A 21077-nucleotide genomic window follows, 5' to 3' on the forward strand; every position below is an offset into this window, starting at 1 on the left:
CGGAGAATAGGTGTTAAAGTTTTCGTGAATTTGCCAATATGAGCTCGCTCTATAAATATACCAGCGACGTATTTATACCTTTTGGGCACAAGTACGTTGCGCTTATGTATTAGAATTAGTGTATATAAAAAAACGATAGCAGCAATATAATTAACAGGCCTAAAATTTTATACAATCGGGACACCCCTTTGAGTTTTGAATATGTATTATACTACAAACCGTTGGGTTCAATCAATCTCATAAAACAAGATTAAAAAGCTGATTTAACGGGATAAATGTACCTATTCACAAAAAATAACGGTATTAATCATTTTAATGGTGATTTGACTTTATCAAAGAATATTGAATGGTAGAATTAAGTCTATTACGGTTAGAATAATTAAATTTAATCAACATATAGATTACATAAAAGTTATAGAATTAGCGCAATTATATCTATAAGTTAGTGGAAAGCGCTAATTAGCAGAATGTGCAAATGCAATATCAACATTTACACCTGCAGAACCAACGAAATATTAATATATTGGCTAAGTTGCGATTTAGATCCCAACATCATATACTTCTCGGGTAAAAGCATCGATGTTTTTACCCAAACCAGACGAAAGTAGCTAGATATTATGAAAAAGCGCATTTTGATTGTGTTATATGCATTACCGTTATTGATTTTAGGGCTGATTGCATCAATTTCTTTCTATGCCGTAAATATCAACTCAAGTCCCACTACCAAGCAAAACGTCGCAGCTGAACCAGTCGTGATTTATGACAAAAATGGTAATCAGGTGCCAGCATTTGATGCAACATCTCAAGAACTAATTAGCGAAAACGCTAGCCTAAAGCAGCCAACAACCATCAAGCGGCGGAACGGCCAATCGAACAATTTTTGGGGTTCCGGAATGTACTACGGCGGAGATCTGTTCACTACCACCGGAAACCCCAACAACATTAGATTTTCAGTAAACAAGGGTGCTTTTGCCGTTTACATAACCAATCGACCCGCTCCAAGTTCTCTGGTCCAATATTTGGCAGCCGTTCCAAGTCGTAGCTTCTATCACACAGCCTGGCATAACTGGCTCTACTTCGGTGCTTACAATCCAATATCTGGCCAAAATTATTTTATCCAAGCTCACTAACCAGTGATAGATTGTCCGTAACGACATCTATTCTGCCAATCCCGCCACCCACACGATCACTGGCCAAACTTCATCTTACCTTGCAATCAGCCATCATCGCCGCAATTCGCAACACAAAAAGCGGCGTACCGATTCGAGACCCATCCTCGAATCAGTACGCCGCAGCCCGCGTTATTCCAGCAATGCGGACAACTTATTCATTTTAAAGATTAATGATACAAATCGAAACGACCCTTGCTGAAGACGGTGCCGAGGTGGGCACTTTCGAGCAATGAGCGGTCCGTAATGATTTTCTTCAAGGCAGAAGCCGCATAACCGTGCACAGGCTTATTGCTGCTGAAGATTTGGCCGATACCATCGCGGTCACTCAATGATGCGACCGTCCCACTGGATTCGTAGTTAAACGTCGTGGTGGCTTGGTTATGGCGTAACGCCCCAATGTTCTTGGCGGCTTGCTCACCAGCTGCTAAGGCGATCTGCGCCGTGGTTGGATAAGGCCGGTTGCTTTCTGGATCCATCACAGCGGCCACGTCACCAACGATAAAGACTTCTGGATGGCCTTCTAACGAAAGGTCTGGTTTAACTACGACCCGGTTACGACGTTGTTCGAAGCCGGAATCCGCAATGACGTGTGAGCCACTGACCCCGACCGTCCAGATAATGGTGTTGGCCGTGAATTCATGCTCATTCTTATCAGCATCGCTGTAGACAACGGCACCTGGTTTGATGGCTTCAATCACTGAACCTAACCGCATTTCAACGTTATTTTTCTCCATAAACTTCAAGGCATAGTCGCGAAGTTCTTGGGTGAACATTGGCAAGATCGATGGCATCCGTTCAAGACACACGACCTTGGCAGCTGGCGTCTGATACTTGGCCTGTAATTTTGGCAACGATTGGGTCAACTCACCTAGTAATTCGATTCCCGTAAAGCCAGCGCCACAGACGGCGATCTTCAAGTCGTTCTTATCCTTGGACGTCCGATAAGCCTTGAACCGTTCCTCAATATGTTCATAAACGGCTTGTGACGTTGCCAAGTCATCCATTGGCAACGCATTTTCATCAGCGCCTTCAACCCCGAATGTTTCAGATTGAAAACCAAGCGCTAAGACTAAGTAATCATACGTCATGTCGGCATGGTCATCGAAACTGACTTGTTTGGTTTCAATATCCACATTGTTGACCGTCGCTTGAACAAATTGGACCCGTTTGCCAATAATTTCTGGGATTTGATAAGTAATCCGGTCCGGCGCGATGGTTCCCGCTGCGACTTCGTGTAAATTGGTCTTCTCAGTATGCGTCGGCGTCTGGTCGACCAATACGATTTCGTCCTCGGTTGGAAGACTCTTTTGTAAAAATTTGACGGCGCGCATCCCTGCGTAACCCCCACCTAGCACTAAAGTTTTTGCCATGATTTATTAACCCCTTTCATTATAAGCGTAGACTAATGTGTCTGTTGAGACGGACGCTAGCCATGCGTTCAATTCATTAATCCAGTTATAACTTGATAACTACATGTTACTCTCTTCTGACATAAAATTCAGCTAAAACGGCATGTTAATTTGGTTGTTTACAATTAATTTTATGTCTAGCGACTTTACACGGGGGATTTCAGTCCAGCTGGTCAGCGACATTGGCCGTCACGAGGGATAAACTCTCGAACAAAACTTGCCGCTGTCCGGCCGTCAACCGCGCTCCGACCAAGTCCGCACACCACTGTTCATAGGCGTGCAACTCTGGGTATAGCTTCTTGCCCGCGGCCGTTGGGTAGAGGCAGCGGACCTTTTTGTTTTCTGGATGTAACGCTTTGCGAACATACCCTTTTTTAATCAAATTCTGGACTGCCCGATAGTTAGTTGTCCGATCCATCTTCATCTGGTCGGCAAGTTGACTAAAAAATAACCCCGGCTGTTCGCAGATTCGAATCAGATAAATGAATTGATTATTGTTCAACCCATACTTGGCAAAGCGCTGGTTTCCCTCATTCGTCACCATCCGCGACAATGTCCCCATCAATCTCAGTGTTGGTATCATAAGCGCTCCTTTTTATTATTGCATATACAATCATCTGGTGATAAACTTAACGTCAACGCTAAGGAGGTCTCACCATGTGGTCAATCAAAACATTCTCAGAACTAACAACAACTGAATTATACGCTATCTAAAAACTACGCGTCAAAACGTTCGTTGTCGAACAACAACGAATCTACCAAGAAGTCGACGCGATTGATTTACAAGCACACCACGTCTTCAAAATCGTCGACCAACAAATTGTTGCATACGCACGAATTTTTAAAGAAGCAAACCACGTCTCCTTTGGACGCGTCGTCGTGGCCGAAAACCAGCGTGGTCGCCACCTTGGTGCGGACTTAATGCACCACATTCTGCAAGTAATCGAAGCACACTATGGTGAACGACCAATTCAAATCGAAGCCCAGGTCCCCGTGCAAGGGTTCTATCAGCGGTTTGGCTTTACGACCAGTGGCACCCCGTTTCTATTCAATCACACGCCACATATAAAAATGATCAAGCCCGCCTTGACCACTGAGGCCCAGTCAAAAACCACAGATCAGCCGTCTGACCAATCGGCGAGCTAAGGTCATTTGATTAGCTAAGCAACTGAACTAAGGTAATCTTGACGAACAAACAAAATCGCAAAAAGGCGCGTGCCCCAGAATTAAAATTCCGAGGCCCGCGCCTTTCAAATTGATTTATTTAGCTGAAGATAAGCGTTCAACATCACGAACAATCATCAATTCTTCGTTGGTTGGCACAACCATTACTTTAACTGGTTCGCCTTCCTTACTGATGACTTCTTCCTTGCCGTGCATGTGATTCTTGTCAACGTCGACCGTGATACCGAAGTAACCCAGTGACTTGGCGATACGTTCGCGAATCATCCATGAGTTTTCACCCATGCCGGCGGTGAAGACGAGTGCATCAATACCGTTCATTTCGGCAATGTAACTCCCAACGTACTTCACAACCCGGTTCACGAAGATTTCAATCGCAAGCTTCGACTGTTCACGTGTATCCTGCGTCTTATCCAGGTCACGCATGTCTGGTGACAAGCCTGAAATACCCAAGAGACCGGACTTGTGGTTCAAAATGTCGATGAAGTCCTCAACGTCTGAAATGCCGAGGTGCCTCATTAAGAACGGAATAATCGACGCGTCGATATCACCAGAACGCGTACTCATCGTAATCCCGGCTAATGGCGTGAAGCCCATTGACGTATCAATGGCTTGACCTTGATCAAAGGCCGTGATCGAAGCGCCAGAGCCCAAGTGCAGGGTGACTAACTTCAATTCATCGAGGGGCTTGCCCAGTAATTGAGCGGTCCGGTTGGCCACGTAACGATGACTAGTCCCGTGAGCACCATACTTCCGTGCACCGAATTTTTCATAGTAGTCGTATGGAATACTGTATAAATAATTAACTTTTGGCATATCCGCATACAACGATGTATCAAAGACCGCGACTTGAACCGCTTTTGGTAACAGATCACGGAACACTTCGATATAGTAAGCCTGCGTTGGGTTATGTAACGGCGCATACTCAGATAAATCCTTGATTTTCTTCAATGTTTGCGGCGTAATCACAACAGAGTCCTTGAAGTCTTCGCCACCAGCGACGACCCGGTGTCCAACCCCTTTGATATCGGTGAGTTGGTCTACGATGTTATCATTCTTCAACCGCGTTAAAACCATTGCGGCAGCTTCTTTAGCGTCAATCGTATCCTTGGTTTCGGTCTCTTTACTACCATCTGCTTTTTTAATCGTAAAAACAGAGTTCGGTAAACCCAACCGGTCAACCATTCCTGATGCGATAACCGTTTCTTCTGGAACACTGAAAAGTTTCCATTTCAAAGTCGAGCTGCCGGCGTTAATTGCTAAAATTTTTGCCATGACTATTTTTCCTCCATCCATCATCAAGTGTGCCTACTGTCAGTTTAGCTAAATATGCATACGCTTTCAAGGATTTATTCACAAACTCATGATTTTCATAACATTGTAAACCGATTCGTCAGCATATTATTTCTTTCATAACCACTAATTAGCTTATAATATAGGTAGCAGAAAGTGAGGCGAATCATGATGAAAAGAATTACTTGGACTTTGAGCAACGGCTTTGCAACGCTCCTACTCGTCGTTGGAACGCTACTGGCATTGCTCACCCTCATCACTAGTTTTGGAACGACCATCAGCGTTGATGCGATGGTCACAGCAGCCGTCTTATGGCTAGCGGGTGTCGTCTTCTTGCACCCCGCACCCGCCAAAATTTTACTGCCAATCGTTGGACTCGCGAGTCTGAGCATTGGCTATGCCACTTACTTTAGTACAGCTGGTTCCTGGCTATACGCAACGCTTGCAACCATCATCACTGCCGTTATCATCAGCTATGGGTTCAGTCTCCGCAAGACGATTCGCCAACATCACAGCCACTGGTACGACTAACATTGACGCATCGCACTAGTTGATTTGAATCACAATTCAGACATACCCGGTGAGTTGGATTACTGTTCGTCAGCCGGTGATCTCCTATTCCGACCTCCAGGGCTGGCTGACAACGCTGGAACAGGGCGGACATCGATTTGAACTCACGCAGCAACCCACTGCGCAATTTCAAATACGAGTCTTCTTCTAGCCCGGGAAGCCCACCCGGACAAGAAGAATTTCGCCCTTGAGCATTGTCAGCCAGCCCCTCCGGTCAGGAAGCCACTCGAATGGCAGATGAACGACCACCTATCTGGGTATAATTGACCACTGAATGTTTAGTAACAGGACCTTTAAGTAAACTTTGAATTATGCTGGATCTGGGAAGTTCAAATCCTGATAAGGTAATCTGAAGATTATTAACTAATGTCACGAAAACGAGCCTTAAAGTTAGACGATACGATTGCTAGCTTTTTAGAAATCAAGGCTTTGACATTCCGAAAGTTTCGACAATATCCAATGATACAGATAGCTAATAGGGCCAACATCCGAGTTTATTAGCGTGGAGGCCATCCGATAACTAGTCTTACAGTAGTGTAAAGATGACCGCTTACTAAGAATCAACAACCATTCGATTAAAAGTTGGGTCCGCACATGTCCGCCTTTCGAATAGGATCCCGGCTGGAAGGTATTCTGGGCAAGGCCCAGTGGTGAAATTTCACTTAGCAAGCGTCTTTTGCTTGGTTAGTGAAAGACCAGTATTTAAGACGTGGGCTGGCGGCTTAAATCTGTGTCCACCACGTCACGGCCATTGCCCAGAATGCCTGGAAGCCGGCCTAGGACGAACCTACAACAGCAGGTTTACGCAAATTTGCACTTTTTCCAGCGGTTCACAGCTGGCTCTCCTTGAACTTGATAACTAAGTGGCTTTAATCTAACCAACATCTAGTACAACAATTTTATACCACGCTAGCACACCCCAGTTTGGGAAGGTGCTGGCGTGTTTTAGTGTGCTTGCAATCAACAGCAGACAAAAGCGAACAGATGTTTTATAATAGAAAACGACTAAATTCAGAAAGGACGCTCCGATGGCAACTAAGATTGGGATTCGACAATTGGTAGAATTCGTTTTACGACAAGGCGATTTAAATGAAGTCAAAAACAGTCAAAATACTGCGCTGAATGGTGCGAAGATTCACCGGCAACTGCAGAGTAGCCGTGGTGAGGACTATGATAGTGAAGTTTATTTGAAGCAACTCGTCACGATGAATCACACCGATTACATTATTGCCGGACGAGCGGATGGCATTCAACTAAACGATGACGGTGCTCTGATTGAAGAAATCAAGACTTCCGACCAACCGTTTGATGAGCTGACAGATAATACGAAGACACTTTATTGGGGGCAGCTCAAGGTCTATGGTTATTTATTATTGCAAGAACATCCTGAGCTTGACCAGGTAACCGGCCAACTGACCTATTTTCAAGTCATTAACGAAAAAATCACCAAAACTCAGCGAATCCTGCACCGTGCGGAATTAGACGCCTTCTTCAAGGACCTGATTACCGAATACGAATACTGGCTGACGCTGCGAGCTGACCTCCGCGAGAAACGCAACCAATCGATTCAAACGTTGCCGTTCCCCTTTCCAGCATTTCGGCCGGGGCAACACGAACTCGCCGCTGCAGTCTACAAGACGATCCGTAACCAAACACGACTCTTCGTGGAAGCACCCACTGGGACTGGCAAGACGATTTCCACCCTGTTTCCAGCGATTAAGGCGATGGGCGAAGACGTGATCGAACGCCTATTTTACTTGACGGCCAAACAGAGTACCCGCCGTGTCGCGGAAGAAGCGGTTACTTTGATGAGTCATGACGGGCTCAAGCTGAAAAGCATCACACTGACAGCCAAAGATCAGATTCGTTTTCCCGAGGAACAGGACGTACTCCCCGAAGATAACCCATTCATGCTGGGTTATTATGACCGGTTAAAGCCAGCGCTCAAAGACTTATTGACCCATGAAGACCAGATTACGCGGACCGTCATCGAGACCTATGCGCGCAAGCATACCTTAGACCCGTTCGAATTCTCACTCGACACCTCATTATTTTGCGATGTCATTATTTGTGACTACAATTATCTCTTCGACCCGCTCGTCTACTTACAACGCTTCTTCAGTGAAAGTGACGACGAGAATTTCTTCCTTGTCGACGAAGTGCACAACCTCGTCAGCCGGTCGCGTGATATGTATTCCGCAGCCGTTAGTGACCAACCAATCAGTACGCTACTGAAGCTTGCCAAGCCCGATAAGAGTCAGCCAAGTGACGACCTACAACGCGAACTCAAAAAAGTTCGGCGGAGCTTCACGCGTCTCAGCAAGGCCTTAATCGACGACCATCTGACCGAGCAAGTCCTGCCAGACCCACCGGACAAATTGTTGCGCACGCTCCGAACTTTCAACGAGTTTGTCACCGACTGGCTGGCTCAGCAGAAACCTGGCCCCTTACTGGACGCCGTTCGCGATTACTTCTTCGCCTGCCTGACCTTTGTCAAAATCGGTGACTTATATGATGGCAGTTATCAGACCCGCTACGTCCTTGAAGGGCATCATTTGACGATCAAGGAGCTCTGCTTAGACCCGAGTGACTTCTTGAATCGTTCGTTGGAATTAGGCGGTGGCGCCGTGCTCTTTTCGGCAACACTGACACCAATGGCCTATTACCAACGCGTCTTGGGCGGCGAGGCTAACAGTTTAGCATACCAGCTGCCATCGCCATTTCCGCCCAAGCACCAGGCGATTCTCGTCACCCCGTACGTCCAAACGACCTACCACGAACGTGAGCACAACGTTCCCCGCATCATTGCGAGTTTGCACGCGATGCTGGCGGCCAAGCCTGGTAACTACCTCGTCTTCTTCCCATCCTATGGCTACCTCCTGCAAATCAAGGCAGCCTTTGAAGCAGCCTATCCAGATGTGGCGACGACAGCCCAGGCAGCGGCCATGGATGCCAGTGCGCGCCAGGCCTTTTTGGACCAATTTCAAGCCGACCCCACCCAGACACTGCTCGGGTTTTGTGTACTGGGTGGCATCTTCTCTGAAGGCATCGACTTGCGTGGCAACCGCTTGATTGGCGTCGCAATCGTCAGCGTCGGTCTGCCTGGCATCAATCCAGAAACCAACTTGATTCGCGACTACTATGACCATCAAAACGGGCTGGGATTCGCCTATGCTTACCAGTTACCCGGCATGAACAACGTCTTACAGGCGGCTGGTCGCCTGATTCGCAGCGCGCACGACACTGGCATCGTCCTCTTACTAGATCAGCGTTTTGCCAGTCGCCGCTACACAGAACTCTTTCCAGCGCACTGGCAATATTACCAGACGATTGGCTCCGTCCCACAACTTGAAGCAACCATCGCCAATTTTTGGCACCAAATGGAGGTCCCACACCATGAAGACAAAACTAACTCGCCAACTTGAAACGACGCTCTACCATTATTGCTTCGAACAGGGCGCTTACGTCGTCGAAGAAGTTGCCATGCCGGATGAGCAAGGCATCGTCGATACGTTAAGCTACCAGCAGCTGCCAGATGGGCAGATTGAATGGCGTTGCTACGAGCTAAAAGTAACGAAAGCTGATTTTCATTCCAAGGCCAAGCTCTCTTTTATCGGCCACTATAATTACTTCGTCTTGCCGCAAGCCCTGTATGAAGACGTCAAGGACGAGATTCCTGACCGCATCGGCGTCTTGATTTATCGTGAGTTTGACTCACGGGCACTGGCCTTAGCACCACAGCCCCTACGAACGCCCGGTTTTTTGACGGTGGCCAAAAAGGCGCAGCACCAAGACTTGCAAGTCGACGAGACTGCCCTGACCGCCCACTTTGTCGCTTCCTTGTTCCGAGAAGTCGATAAAGCCAAACGCGTCAAGAAGGGCCTGCAGCTATATTCGGACGACCAATTATTTAAAGAACTCCGAAAACGCGCGCGCAAGGGTTATGACGTCTACGACCCGGAGCAAAACTTATACGACCGGTTCATCGATGAGACGCAAAGTGACGCCATCGCGGCATTGCAAACTGAACTGGATGCCCGTAATGCGGAATATCAGGCACTCAAACTAAAATACCAGGCGTTAACGGCGCCAGATCTGCGTGACCAACTATGACCACTTATTATCCTTACTTTCGGGGGCGGATGTACGACCTATTAGCGTTACGCGCCCTGTGTGAACAAGGTCAACTAGGCCCGCACATCGTCCCCATCATTGAGCCGGTCCGTGATTCCAAAGAACTCCAGCAGACGGTGACGACCCTGATTGCAAGCGCGCAACCGTTTAGCTTGATTGCGAATCCCCAAGTCAGCGTGTACGGTCTCAATACGGTCAAATTACACCCGCTACCCGACTTGCGTGCTTATCCGTTTTACCATCCCGGAGCCATTCTCGCGGCTGATTTTAGTGCGGACTATCTCACCACGACGCCGGGCCAAACGAGTCTGCTGATTGCGCCTAACTATTCGTTGCTTCAAGCTTATCAGCACACTCAAGTCTTACAACAAGTTGGTGGCATTCTGATTCCAGACGAAGCCCGTTTGCATCAATTAGCGGCAGACCGGGCCATTTTACTAACAGACGCGCTGCCTTCTCCCGCACACGTCGCGGACTATCAAGATTTAACAGACACTTATTTTGGCCCCGCCTACTGGTCGCAATCACCGGTGGGCTATCAAGGTTTCGGCGACTATTCATTGATGGGCCACGTCTATTTCGAACACGGGATGCCGTCACGCGCGATTGCGTTACACGTGATTTATGTTACGGTTAAGGGTGACTTGCGCATTCATCACTTTGTTTCGGACAGTAATGACAGTATGCGTGGTCAAAAGAAGAAGTTCTTCGAGGCACTGACTAAGCTCACAGCTTGGGCACCGACGCATCTAACTGGCCTCAATCGAACGCCAGCGCTGACGGCATTATTAGCCTATGCGGACCAGCACAAATTCCCCGGTCTGGGGGTCGTCAAAAAGCTGACCATCATGCACCACCTTCAGTTGATGCAGCGGTTACTCGAACAACAATTAGGAGATTAATATGGCAAAACAAGAATCTGCTTGGAAACAAATGATCCACTTCTATCGTCATGATTACGAAGAACAGCATGCCCCCATGCTTTATGGCGATGTCTGGTTGAAGACCAAGTCCCATCAGCGACTGATCTTAGGGCTCAGTGACCAAGGACGTCAGCCATATACCACTGTTAGTCAGGTTACTTTGCCAACTATTGGCAGCCATCTGAATAGCGGCGATGTGCTCGTCACGTTACTCACAGACCAAGGGCCGCAACCATTGTCAACGCCCTTTAGTGGCACGGTTCAGAAGGTCAACGATACCCTTCAAGTTAGCCCACAACAACTCCTGACTTTGAAGCAAAATGACAACTGGCTCGTTCAATTAAAAGCCGATTAATTCACAGTTACTAAAAGTAAGCTAATTTAAAGAAGAGCAAGCGTTTACATTGCCACTAAACCAACTTGTAAATTGACCAAACTAATTTGCAGATTGGATACTTATCATACAATTCCTAATCAGACGGGCGTTTGATGATTGACAGCCGATTTTGTTATGTCAACCAACAGACGCCCGCTTTATTTGTCGATAGTCTTAATTAAACCTTCATAAAACCATTGCGCGCCGCGTTATATTACAAAAGATTACAAAACCCGCCTTTTATTACAATAATCGGCCCAATTCGTAAAACTCCTGCTATTTTCCTGTTACAATCGCCAGCTATACTAGGAACCATTGAAGCGCTTGGAAAGAATCTCGGGGCCAAGCCAAATTCGGACTAAAAAATAGGAGTGTACATTACAATATGAAGATTAAGAATGCTTTATTATCAACTGCTGCCGCTACTGCTAGTCTCTTTGCCATTGGTGCTACCGCCCAAGCTGCTACGGTTACCGTAAAAGCCGGTGACACCGTTTCTCAAATCGCCCTTGACCACAACACCACGGTTGACGCCATCCAACAAGCTAACCACTTGAAGGACGTTAACTTGATCTTGGTCGGCCAACAACTTGAAGTCAACGGTGATGACAGTGCAACGACAACCACCACCACGACGACAACGCAAACGTCACAACCAGCTGCAACGACGCAATCATCCAGCCAGACGACTAACCAAGCTAGCCAATCTCAAACTAGCCAAAGTAGTCAAACACAATCGAGCCAAACCCAAACGAGCACACCAGCTGCTAAGACGACGACGCAACAAAGCACTAGCTCAACGTCCAACTACAGCAACAACAGTTCTGAAAGTGCTGCTAAAGCTTGGATCGCCAACAAAGAATCTGGTGGCTCATACTCAGCTCGTAACGGCCAATACATCGGTAAGTATCAATTAAGTGCCTCATACTTAAACGGTGACTACTCCGCTGCCAACCAAGAACGAGTTGCTAACAATTACGTTGCTTCTCGTTACGGCTCATGGGCTAACGCCAAGAGTCACTGGTTAGCTAACAACTGGTACTAAACTGCCCTTGAATTAACTTATCAACTAACGTCAACCGTCCTCATCTTTTGTAGATGAGGACGGTTTTTTTGTCATACTGCAAATTATGGATAACTTGATTGGTATGATTGGTATGATTCTTAAAATCAAAACCGCCAGCTTAGGACCGCTGGAAACAGTGCGAATTACCGTAAACTTGCTGTGGTGGTTGCTTCCTATGCCGGCTTCCAGGTATTTCTGACAACGCTGGAACGTGGTGGACACAGATTTAAGCCGACAAACCACGTCTTAAATACTGGTCTTCCACTAACCAAGCAAAAAACGCTTTCTAAGTGGAATTTCACCACTTAGCATTGTCAGAAATGCCTTCCAGCCTGGATAGCATTCGAAAGGCAGACGTGTGTGAACCCAATTTTTGGTTGAATTAATCGTTGATTCTTAGCACACTGTCATTTTGAGGTTCAACTGTAAGACTTGTTTCTAATAGCAGCTAAACTTCCATATTCGTGTTTGAACTCTTCAAATCGCGGATTTACGGAATTTGTCAGTATTTTCTCTAGTCGATTGAGAGATAACCAAGTCTCGAATTCTAAACGACGGCAATTTCATCAACTCATTTCAAGACTAATTGCCATTGAATCTGTGGTATTGAGAAGAGTAAATAGTAGTCAGGAATCTTCTCAGTGATTAAATGCGATAAGTCATTATCGATACCAACTAAAAGTTTGCCCGAAGGACCAGTCACCTAATATTCAGTGGCCAATTTTACCCAGATAGGTGGCCGTTCATCCGCCATTCGAGCGGCTTCCCGTCTGGAGGGGCCGGTTGACAATGCTCGGTAGCCAAATTATTCTAAGTCGGAAGTGGGCTTCTTCCGACTTAGAATTAAACTCGTATTTGAAATTACGCAGTGGGTTGCTGCGTGAGTTCAAATCGGCGTCGGCTTACGTTCCAGCAATTGTCAGCCGGCCCCGGAAGTCGGACCATAGCACGCACCGGCTGACGAACAGCAATCCGAACCGGCGTGATTTAATCATGGCTCATGACAAGTACAATGCATATAATATAGAAGTTTTAACTCAAAAATCACCATCAATTATTGCCTCTATCCCACTAATACCAAGTTACCAGCCGACTCAAAAAAAACGACACAATCAGCTTCAATGATTTATCTTCGCTGGATTTCCCAATCGTTGCGTTAAATCATCCAGTCAATTCAACCCGATTTTTCGTCAGATTCACCCATCATTTTTCGAAATCCAGGTGTCCACTGAACTAAAATTCAGCCCAAAATAGCCCAAATTGTCGACGCCAACTAGCAAATTTTCATAAATCAAGGGGAATTTTTCTGTTTTTTGCGATTAATTTGACTGATTTTCAAGATTGATTCACACGTTTAATCATTGGCATTCTTGATATTCTAAGTCGTCAACTCAAGTTGGTAGCGCTATTTTGCATGAAATCCGGTTCAAATATTACAATTCATTACAAAAACAGCCTTATATTACAAGACACCCCTAAAAACGTAATCTTCTGATTATTGCACTGCAACACTCACTAGTTATACTAGTCTCTGTTGATTGGTTGAGACATCAACTGCTCGACCAATAAAAAATGAATCTGTAAATAATCGCACACACGCAAAATTATAGGAGAGTGTATTAATCTTATGAAGATCAAAAACCTTGTATTATCATCAACAGCTGCTTTAGCCTTATTCGCTATTTCAACGACGGTTGCCAACGCTGATACTTATACTGTTAAGGCCGGCGATACTGTTTCAGAAATCGCTTTGGCACACAACACTTCAGTATCAGCCATCGAAAAGGCTAACAAGTTAGCAAACGTTAACTTAATCTTCGTTGGTGATAAGCTGGAAGTCAACGGTTCAACGACCACAACGACTTCTGCTGCTACAAGTGCTGCACCACAATCTGCAACTAGCCAAGCTACTAGTTCTGCAGCCTCAACTGCAACTAGTGCTAGCGCAACCAGTGCTTCTTCACAATCAGTTGCTAGCCAAGCTTCAAGCTCAGCTGCTACTTCTGCTGCCAGCTCATCAGCTACTAGCTCTGCTGCTACTAGTTCAACTGCTAGTTCAGCCGCTACTTCAAGTGTTGCTACTAGTGCTGCTTCATCAGCAAGCTCAACTAGTTCTGCTGCAAGCCAAGCTGCTTCATCAAGCGCCAGCTCAACTTCAACGACTTCAAGCTACACTGGTAGCAACTTGAAGAGCTACGTCTTGAGCCAAATGCAATCACGGACTGGTGTTTCTGCATCAACTTGGAACACGATCATTACGCGTGAATCAGGCTGGAACACCACTGTTAAGAACAGTACTTCTGGTGCCTATGGTTTATTCCAAAACATGCACATCAGCAGTGGTTCTGTTGAAGACCAAGTCAATGCCGCCGTTTCTTTATACAAAGCACAAGGCATGGCTGCTTGGGCTTTATAAGATAACTAAATCAAGCCATCAAAACGTGTCACGAACTATCGTGGCACGTTTTTTCTATGCCTAAATTTCGTAAAAAGGCGTATGCTTAATACCATAAAGGTGGTGTTGAAGACATGCGACAACTCAAAAGCGTCCTAATATTATGGGGTGGCATTCTAGCAAGTATGGGCATCGTCAGCTTGTTCCTGCGAATTTCGCCTTTCAACCAGTTGTCAGCGCTCCTCACCACTGGTCTACAAGAAAGCCTGTTGTTAGGCATTGTCCTCCTGTTCAATGCCGCTTGGTTTCAGCAGCCACTGCACTATCGCAACGTCCCCATCAGCTGGACACAATTCAAACCCGTGCTACCAACGTTACTGGTGACCGCACTCATTGCTAGCCTAGCCTTGTTGTCCACGCGCCAGTGGTCGACCACCTTTGCCGCACTCAGCGTAGCCGTTCTGATCAGTTTATTCGAAGAAACTAGCTTTCGCGGCTTACTCTTTCAACTATGCCGATCGACCTGGGGTGTGCTTCCAGGCGCACTGCTCAGTAGCGTATTCTTTAGTCTGACCCACCTGCTTAATCTCAGTCATCAGACCTTAACTATAACGCTACTACAACTCGCCTTTACTTTCGCCCTTGGCTTATTACTGTGCCTCGTCACGGTCCAAACCAAGTCGTTATTCTGGGCAATTATCATCCATACGGCCAATGATTTTTTCAGTACGATGGCACCCACCATTGAGCTACCGGGCATCACCACTACCGCCCAATTTCAAATTTTTGAAATCATCATTATTATCATCTTGATTGCTCCGTTATCTATCACGATTCGTGACCAGGTTGATCATCCTCATCACTAATTCGACCAACAAAAAGCCGACGTACCAAGTGATTTTTCAATCACCTGATACGTCGGCTTCTAATTATCTCAACCTAAGTCTCTGAGACAAATTGATGTTTTTCTAAGCGGTACGAGTGGTCGCACGCATCCGCCACGTCCGGTTCATGCGTCACAATAATCACGCATTTCTTCTGTTCGTGAGCGATTTTTTGGAATTGGTCGATCACATATTTCGTGTTCTCTTCATCCAAATTACCAGTCGGTTCATCCGCCACCACTAACTTGGCATCACACACCATCGTCCGTGCAATGGCGACCCGTTGCTGCTGTCCACCGGATAACCGTTGAACATTCTTCTTCATCTGGTCGTCACTAATGCCTAAGCGCCGCAACATCTTCATCGCGTAATCCTTGTCGCCACGGTGTTCCGAATTGGTAATCGCCATTGCCGTCATCAAGTTGTTCAATGGCGACATGTACGTCAACAGGTTGTAGGACTGAAAGACGATGGCCACCTTAGAACGCCGATAGTTGGTCAGGCCGATTTTATTGATGGGCTCGCCGTTCAGTTCAATCTGACCAGCGCGCGGTTTATCCAAACCAGCAAGCAGTGAGAGAAAGGTCGTCTTTCCAGAACCACTTTGGCCAACGATGGCATACGACGTGCCGGATTTAAATTCAAGATTTACGTGTTCAAATAGACTATTTTCTTGGCGGTCATACCAGTAACCAAGATCATTTACTTTTAACATTGCCGCCCCTCCTAATCAATTAAAACTTTCTTCGGCTGTAGTCGTAAAATGCCGCCTGAAGCTAACATAATCGACAGGAACATGATGGCGAGACCAAACCCACCAAGTTCAACCAGATCCATGATCGTGACGTTGATATCGAGGTCCGTGTCAGCCGCTGAACTAGCCGTGCTATTAGCACCACCGCCCATACGACCGCCACCGCTAGGCATGTTACCACTTGGTTTGCTACCACCCGTGTTACCACTAGGTGCACCGCCACCACCGCCAGGCTGACCTTGACTAGTCGAACTAGTTGACGTCGTAGCCGTAGTCGTTTGTTGTGAGACTAACTGATCGCCGAGTTTGTTACCGACGAACTTGCCACCGAAGCCAGCTAAGACGACGGAAACAATCAAGACCATCACCATTTCGATGAAGAATTGGCCGACAATCTTCCAGCGACTCTCACCTAATGACAGCAAGACACCAATTTCGTAGCGCCGTTCGCGAATCATCAGGATAACGATCAAAGCTAAGATAATCGTACCGGCAATCGCAACCAGCCAAACGATTTTATCCGCAAATGACTTCACGTTATTCATCGAACTCTTGACCGTCTGATAACTACTATCATCCGTTGCTAATGAATACTTCGACGTGTTGATAATCTTCTTACCAGCCGTCTTGACGCTGCTGACCTTCGCCGGGTTAGAGATTGAGAAGGTCACAGAATCTGCAGTATTCTTGTACTTCGAGCCCTTGACCGTGTTGGCAAAGGTGTATGACGTGTAGACCGTGTTGCTGACATCGGTGCTACCAGGCCCTTGTTGGGTGCTTGCACTTGAAGAAGCCTTGTAGATCCCGACGATCTTCATCGTATACGTCTTCTTGTCACCAGTCGTCGCCTTGAGCTTGATCGTATCACCGACGCTCAGGCTGTCTTCCTTAGCCAATTCGCTTTCGATGACCACGTTATTGGTGCCTTCATCACTGGCCGTAATGCCACGACCCTTGGTGATTTTACTTGAGCTACTTTCAAACGTTGAGACACTGCTGGTATTCGTTACCCCAGTAATCGCGATATCGCCGCTACTACTGCTACTCATACCACCCATGCCTTTCATCCCGCCACTACTGCTGGACGTTGAAATCGTATCAAAGCCCTTCGCATTGGCAGAAGTTGAAACCGTTGCATTATAACTGGCAACGTTGTTGAGTTTTGCGATCTTCTTGGCATCACTCAACTTAACGGGCGAGGTCGTCAGCTTCGGTCTGCTCGACTTGCTAGTAGACGTGGAACTCCGCATCTTCTTGAATGCGGCCTCCCGGTTAGCAGACAATGTGACGGTCGCACCGACACTCTTCTTGGCATTGCTTGTCGCTGTATCAGCGGCATTCCTAATCAGTAGTCCCGCTAACACAAACAACATTATTGCAGTGGTCACGAGTACTAATAGAATTGAACGGCCCTTTTTCGCCGTTAAGTTAAGCCATGCGCGTTTAAAAAAATTCACGCTTAACCCTCCTTCAGATAAAGTATTAGTATGACAATTGCGTTCACAACTTTTAAAGTACACGTGAAATCCGACTAATTTGTGAACACGATGAGGTTATTTATAGGCTTGTAACCGAAATTTTTATATTCACCTGTACGGGGGCTCTAAAGCAGTGGGTGTTCGTGATTGACGCGCTCAAAAACTGGTTCATGGGGGATTATTTTTTGCGCACGTTTTTTATGCGTTACGATTTAGCGATTGGAAATACTTGGTGAAGTCGCATGCCAATTTATGACTTGCCAATTAAAAAGTCTCAATCTCAAAAATTGAAATGAATTGCGCCGTTTGATAATGGTCAGGCTCAGAACTCAGGCCCTCATTTTCAATCTGATCAATCTCACACTTCAGACTTGCTCGTCAAAAAAACGCTTTGAGAATGGCAGTCCATTCTCAAAGCGTCGTGATTGATATGATTTGTATTGATTAAGTTTGGCATCCAGCTACCGAGTTAGTGCGGAAATCTCACAAAGGCATTGCGTCTCACCAGCACGCATCAGTCACTTGTAAAGCAACCTCAATCTCATTCCAGTTTGCGTTCTACCTACTTCCCCGGCACCGCACCTAACGTCCACGTCAGCGTGCTCTCGTACTGACCGGGCACCGCGGCGGGATTAGTCTTGATGATCAAGCCGTGCTGGTCTGACCAGTCCTTGGTGACATTGTAATCTTCCCCAGCTTTCGTCTGCGTTTTGACCACCGTTTGGGTCGCATCCGTGACCGATTTGAGTTCTTTACCATCATTATAGTAGAGGTCACCTGCTAGTACTCGGCCCTGCGCCGTCACGAATTTGCTAGCGTGCACGTCAAGGCGCCAGCCAGTATTGCCGCCAGTCTCATCCGCGACAATGACTTCTAGATCCTTAGGCCGACTCGTTTGCGCCGCCCCAGTTAACCGCACGGCTTCAAACGTACTCGTCTTGCTGGAAGATTTAATTTTGAGCTCACCATTCAGGACTAGAATCGTCACCGCCACCGCATCTGAGGTCGCATTATCCTGGCTTTTGGCGCGCAGAATCAACTCATTTTCACCCTCGTTCAAGTCTTCGGGATCTAACTCTAACTCCACGTAACCAGGTGCGTCATCAGGGTCTAACAGATAGTCTTCCAGCCGTTCGCCGTTCAACTTCAGTTCAACTCGCATGCCGTCATTATCGAAGTCCAAACCATCATCCAGCTTAACTTGGCCTTTGACGGTTGCGGGCGCACCCTTTTTGACTGGCTGAACCGGGTCTACCGACAAACTGACTGCTTTACCGGTCGTAATGGTGAAGTGTGGCGTGGCGGTCGCAATCTCCATCGCCGGGCCGACAAAGTAACTGATATCATCCTGAACCTTCGTATCCTGATTGACGCGCTCAGCTTCCCCGCGCAGTGTGATGTACGCATGCCGATTCTCCTTGGATAAACTCTGGCTCAGCATGTGTTGCAGTCGGTCCTCAGATCGATCGTCATCCGGCAGCTCAATCGTTTCCTCATGCCCATCCTCATAACGGACCGTGGCCGACGAGAATTTCACGTATTCTGGCAGTGGAATATTGGCTTCCACCTTCTCCCAACCATTGTCGCCGCTCAAATAGCTCAGCACATACTCGTATTCCAAATCGTCGCCACCATGTACCCAACTGCCCTCATGGACGGGCAACTCTTGGCTCACGTTCGTCACGTTCAATTCAGACTCGATTTCGATCGGTTGTGGCAGTTGCTCAAAGGCCACCAGCGTTCGTGCGTTACTACTAGTCGAAGTGCTGGTCACGCCCCAAGTCAGATTACGGACTTCCTTACCGAACACACTCGTATCGATTTTGACTAACCGCGGCGTATTATTGCCAAAGGTGTATGTCATGACCTTACTCTTCGCTGACCACGATAGCTGGAGGCGATACCACTGCCCATTATTCAACTTCAACTTTTCCTGTGCCGCTAAGTGATTTTGTTCAAACCGATATGAACTGGTCAAACCACCACGCTGCGTATAGGTTTCCGGTGATGCGGGGTAATTAACTGCAACGTGGTTACCATGCATCTTTTCATCAAAGGAGTTCCCGCGTTGATATAAGCCTAAAAAGCCACCATCGTTATTTTTGGTGTCGATTTCAATTGCCCAGCTCTTTTGAATCGCCGTCTTGGCAATCGTTGATGAAGCCGTTTTACGACTATACGTATCCGTCCCGTAGACTCCGAGGTTCTCGCCAATCACCCGTTTGGTCCCAAAGCGACTGATGGCAGCCGTCTTGCGTGGGTCATTTTGTAACACGAGGGCCAACCCTTCCCCAGCACCCCGGTCGCCAAAATTAACGAGCATCGTGATCTTATTATCAACGTTTAAATTAAACCGGTTAACGGGTGTCGACCAAATCGCACCCACTTGGTTATTATCATTATTCAATTCAAAGACGTTCGCCGTATGACCATCGCCCTGGTCAACAGCCAGCTTCGAAGCGGCGTTCTGCTCAAACTTGCCCACTTCAAATAACCCGTCTAAGTTCAATGCCGATTTAGGTAAAGAATCCAACTCATCCGCAGTGGCCGCAACCGTCGACCACCATAATCCCAATATCACGACTAACAGCCCGACCAACAATCCCCAACTCGTTAATTTTCTCACCTTGATACCGCTCCCTAAATTTTGCTGAAACTTGCCGTCTATTTATACGTCGTATCTTAGCAAAGTTTGTTAGTAATTGTCAATTTATTTTTATAGTTATAATAAGTATTTATTTATAAATAGACGCTGATAATCAGTAGTTATTCGGAGCAATTCAAAAAATAATAAAAACCACCCTCGCTCGCGCAATTGCGAATAAGGATGGTTAGTCTCACACTTAGACAGCTTCATTTTCTGGTGCACACGGGCAGTCACGGACATGGTCGTTGATGATACCGACTGCCTGCAAATAAGAATAAATTGTCGTCGGGCCAACGAATTTAAAGCCGCGTTGTTTCATTTGCTTAGAGATTTGGCGAGCCAAGTCATTCGTGGCGGGAACGTCATTAATTGAGGCCCACGCTTGCCGAATCGGTTGACCATCAACGAACGACCATAGCCAGGTTGCAAAGTCTGAGCCCGCGGGCCAATTGGCGATGACGCGCGCGTTGTTCAGTGTCGCCATCAGTTTTTGCCGGTGACGAATGATCCGTGCATCCTGCAGCAGTCGCTCCACATCCGCAGTCGTCATCTTAGCAACGGTCGCAATATCGTAATTAGCGAAGTCTTCATTGAAGGCCGCACGTTTATTCAAGACCGTTTGCCAGCTTAGGCCCGCCTGATACGTCTCTAAGCACAGCAATTCAAACAACCGCTGCGGGTCATGCTGGGGACGGCCCCACTCATTGTCATGATACGCCTGCATGACTGACGACGAATTCGCCCACGCACATCGTTCCATCTACCCATCTCCTCATTACAAAACAAAACAAAAA

The 21077-nt window shown here is 46.9% G+C and carries 16 protein-coding genes and 1 pseudogene; 10 read left to right on the top strand and 7 right to left on the bottom strand.

All coding sequences use genetic code 11. From position 1 onward, the window contains the following. Positions 1-617 precede the first annotated feature (617 nt). A complete protein-coding gene (locus KGF70_RS10390) occupies positions 618-1130 on the top strand; it encodes a hypothetical protein (protein WP_253954750.1) in 513 nt (170 codons plus the stop codon). A 209-nt stretch (positions 1131-1339) separates the two neighbouring features. Here KGF70_RS10390 and KGF70_RS10395 read toward each other — a convergent pair whose 3' ends face one another. Together KGF70_RS10395 and KGF70_RS10400 are read right to left on the bottom strand one after the other, a co-directional pair. After that, the gene (locus KGF70_RS10395; RefSeq protein ID WP_003637538.1) at positions 1340-2542 is read right to left on the bottom strand and encodes an NAD(P)/FAD-dependent oxidoreductase; all 1203 of its coding nucleotides are present in this window, start codon (positions 2540-2542) and stop codon (positions 1340-1342) included. Between the two features lie 199 nt (positions 2543-2741). Further along, positions 2742-3164 carry a MarR family winged helix-turn-helix transcriptional regulator gene (locus KGF70_RS10400; RefSeq protein WP_050337836.1) on the bottom strand — a complete coding sequence of 141 codons (423 nt, stop codon included), beginning with the start codon at positions 3162-3164 and terminating at the stop codon, positions 2742-2744. A 74-nt stretch (positions 3165-3238) separates the two neighbouring features. On the opposite strand from KGF70_RS10400, the pseudogene KGF70_RS10405 reads away from it, so the two are divergent. Beyond that, positions 3239-3727, top strand: a pseudogene (locus KGF70_RS10405) (GNAT family N-acetyltransferase). 114 nt (positions 3728-3841) lie between these two features. On the opposite strand, the gene KGF70_RS10410 reads toward KGF70_RS10405, so the two are convergent. Beyond that, positions 3842-5038: an acetate/propionate family kinase gene (locus KGF70_RS10410; RefSeq protein WP_216768059.1), complete on the bottom strand. Its 1197-nt coding sequence runs from the start codon at positions 5036-5038 to the stop codon at positions 3842-3844. Positions 5039-5224: 186 nt separating this feature from the next. On the opposite strand from KGF70_RS10410, the gene KGF70_RS10415 reads away from it, so the two are divergent. The 8 genes from KGF70_RS10415 to KGF70_RS10450 all read left to right on the top strand — a co-directional run bounded on the left by KGF70_RS10415 (position 5225) and on the right by KGF70_RS10450 (position 15386). Beyond that, entirely contained in the window at positions 5225-5587 is a 363-nt protein-coding gene (locus tag KGF70_RS10415; RefSeq protein WP_120769574.1) for a hypothetical protein, read from the top strand. Positions 5588-6654: 1067 nt separating this feature from the next. Then, positions 6655-9051: an ATP-dependent DNA helicase gene (locus KGF70_RS10420; protein WP_216768060.1), complete on the top strand. Its 2397-nt coding sequence runs from the start codon at positions 6655-6657 to the stop codon at positions 9049-9051. Beyond that, the gene (locus KGF70_RS10425; protein WP_216768061.1) at positions 9023-9739 is read left to right on the top strand and encodes a hypothetical protein; all 717 of its coding nucleotides are present in this window, start codon (positions 9023-9025) and stop codon (positions 9737-9739) included. The genes KGF70_RS10420 and KGF70_RS10425 overlap by 29 nt, the downstream gene beginning before the upstream one ends. Beyond that, on the top strand, positions 9736-10662 hold the full coding sequence (locus KGF70_RS10430; RefSeq protein ID WP_216768062.1) for a sce7725 family protein: 927 nt from the start codon (positions 9736-9738) through the stop codon (positions 10660-10662). The genes KGF70_RS10425 and KGF70_RS10430 overlap by 4 nt, the downstream gene beginning before the upstream one ends. 1 nt (position 10663) lies before the next feature. Next, positions 10664-11038 carry a glycine cleavage system protein H gene (locus tag KGF70_RS10435; RefSeq protein WP_105922166.1) on the top strand — a complete coding sequence of 125 codons (375 nt, stop codon included), beginning with the start codon at positions 10664-10666 and terminating at the stop codon, positions 11036-11038. 406 nt (positions 11039-11444) lie between these two features. Beyond that, a complete protein-coding gene (locus KGF70_RS10440) occupies positions 11445-12104 on the top strand; it encodes a LysM domain-containing protein (protein ID WP_152705585.1) in 660 nt (219 codons plus the stop codon). Positions 12105-13752: 1648 nt separating this feature from the next. After that, positions 13753-14541, top strand: coding sequence for a LysM peptidoglycan-binding domain-containing protein (locus KGF70_RS10445; RefSeq protein WP_216768063.1), 789 nt, complete (start codon positions 13753-13755; stop codon positions 14539-14541). Positions 14542-14654: 113 nt separating this feature from the next. Further along, the gene (locus KGF70_RS10450; RefSeq protein WP_216768064.1) at positions 14655-15386 is read left to right on the top strand and encodes a CPBP family intramembrane glutamic endopeptidase; all 732 of its coding nucleotides are present in this window, start codon (positions 14655-14657) and stop codon (positions 15384-15386) included. Between the two features lie 73 nt (positions 15387-15459). Here KGF70_RS10450 and KGF70_RS10455 read toward each other — a convergent pair whose 3' ends face one another. The 4 genes from KGF70_RS10455 to KGF70_RS10470 form a co-directional block, all read right to left on the bottom strand. After that, on the bottom strand, positions 15460-16119 hold the full coding sequence (locus KGF70_RS10455) for an ABC transporter ATP-binding protein (RefSeq protein WP_003637526.1): 660 nt from the start codon (positions 16117-16119) through the stop codon (positions 15460-15462). An 11-nt stretch (positions 16120-16130) separates the two neighbouring features. Continuing rightward, positions 16131-17615 (bottom strand): ABC transporter permease, encoded by a 1485-nt coding sequence (locus tag KGF70_RS10460; protein WP_050337848.1) that lies wholly within the window; start codon positions 17613-17615, stop codon positions 16131-16133. 583 nt (positions 17616-18198) lie between these two features. Continuing rightward, positions 18199-20262, bottom strand: a complete 2064-nt coding sequence (locus KGF70_RS10465) for a hypothetical protein (protein ID WP_216768065.1) — start codon at positions 20260-20262, stop codon at positions 18199-18201. A gap of 217 nt (positions 20263-20479) precedes the next feature. After that, positions 20480-21043 carry a DNA-3-methyladenine glycosylase I gene (locus KGF70_RS10470; RefSeq protein ID WP_105961162.1) on the bottom strand — a complete coding sequence of 188 codons (564 nt, stop codon included), beginning with the start codon at positions 21041-21043 and terminating at the stop codon, positions 20480-20482. Positions 21044-21077 lie beyond the last annotated feature (34 nt).

The organism is Lactiplantibacillus sp. 7.2.4, assembly GCF_018991185.1.
Taxonomy (GTDB): domain Bacteria; phylum Bacillota; class Bacilli; order Lactobacillales; family Lactobacillaceae; genus Lactiplantibacillus; species Lactiplantibacillus pentosus.

Coding starts and splice junctions, on each gene's coding strand:
- KGF70_RS10390 (WP_253954750.1), top strand. CDS start 618: ATGAAAAAGCGCATTTTGATTGTGTTATATGCATTACCGTTATTGATT.
- KGF70_RS10395 (WP_003637538.1), bottom strand. CDS start 2,542: ATGGCAAAAACTTTAGTGCTAGGTGGGGGTTACGCAGGGATGCGCGCC.
- KGF70_RS10400 (WP_050337836.1), bottom strand. CDS start 3,164: ATGATACCAACACTGAGATTGATGGGGACATTGTCGCGGATGGTGACG.
- KGF70_RS10410 (WP_216768059.1), bottom strand. CDS start 5,038: ATGGCAAAAATTTTAGCAATTAACGCCGGCAGCTCGACTTTGAAATGG.
- KGF70_RS10415 (WP_120769574.1), top strand. CDS start 5,225: ATGATGAAAAGAATTACTTGGACTTTGAGCAACGGCTTTGCAACGCTC.
- KGF70_RS10420 (WP_216768060.1), top strand. CDS start 6,655: ATGGCAACTAAGATTGGGATTCGACAATTGGTAGAATTCGTTTTACGA.
- KGF70_RS10425 (WP_216768061.1), top strand. CDS start 9,023: ATGAAGACAAAACTAACTCGCCAACTTGAAACGACGCTCTACCATTAT.
- KGF70_RS10430 (WP_216768062.1), top strand. CDS start 9,736: ATGACCACTTATTATCCTTACTTTCGGGGGCGGATGTACGACCTATTA.
- KGF70_RS10435 (WP_105922166.1), top strand. CDS start 10,664: ATGGCAAAACAAGAATCTGCTTGGAAACAAATGATCCACTTCTATCGT.
- KGF70_RS10440 (WP_152705585.1), top strand. CDS start 11,445: ATGAAGATTAAGAATGCTTTATTATCAACTGCTGCCGCTACTGCTAGT.
- KGF70_RS10445 (WP_216768063.1), top strand. CDS start 13,753: ATGAAGATCAAAAACCTTGTATTATCATCAACAGCTGCTTTAGCCTTA.
- KGF70_RS10450 (WP_216768064.1), top strand. CDS start 14,655: ATGCGACAACTCAAAAGCGTCCTAATATTATGGGGTGGCATTCTAGCA.
- KGF70_RS10455 (WP_003637526.1), bottom strand. CDS start 16,119: ATGTTAAAAGTAAATGATCTTGGTTACTGGTATGACCGCCAAGAAAAT.
- KGF70_RS10470 (WP_105961162.1), bottom strand. CDS start 21,043: ATGGAACGATGTGCGTGGGCGAATTCGTCGTCAGTCATGCAGGCGTAT.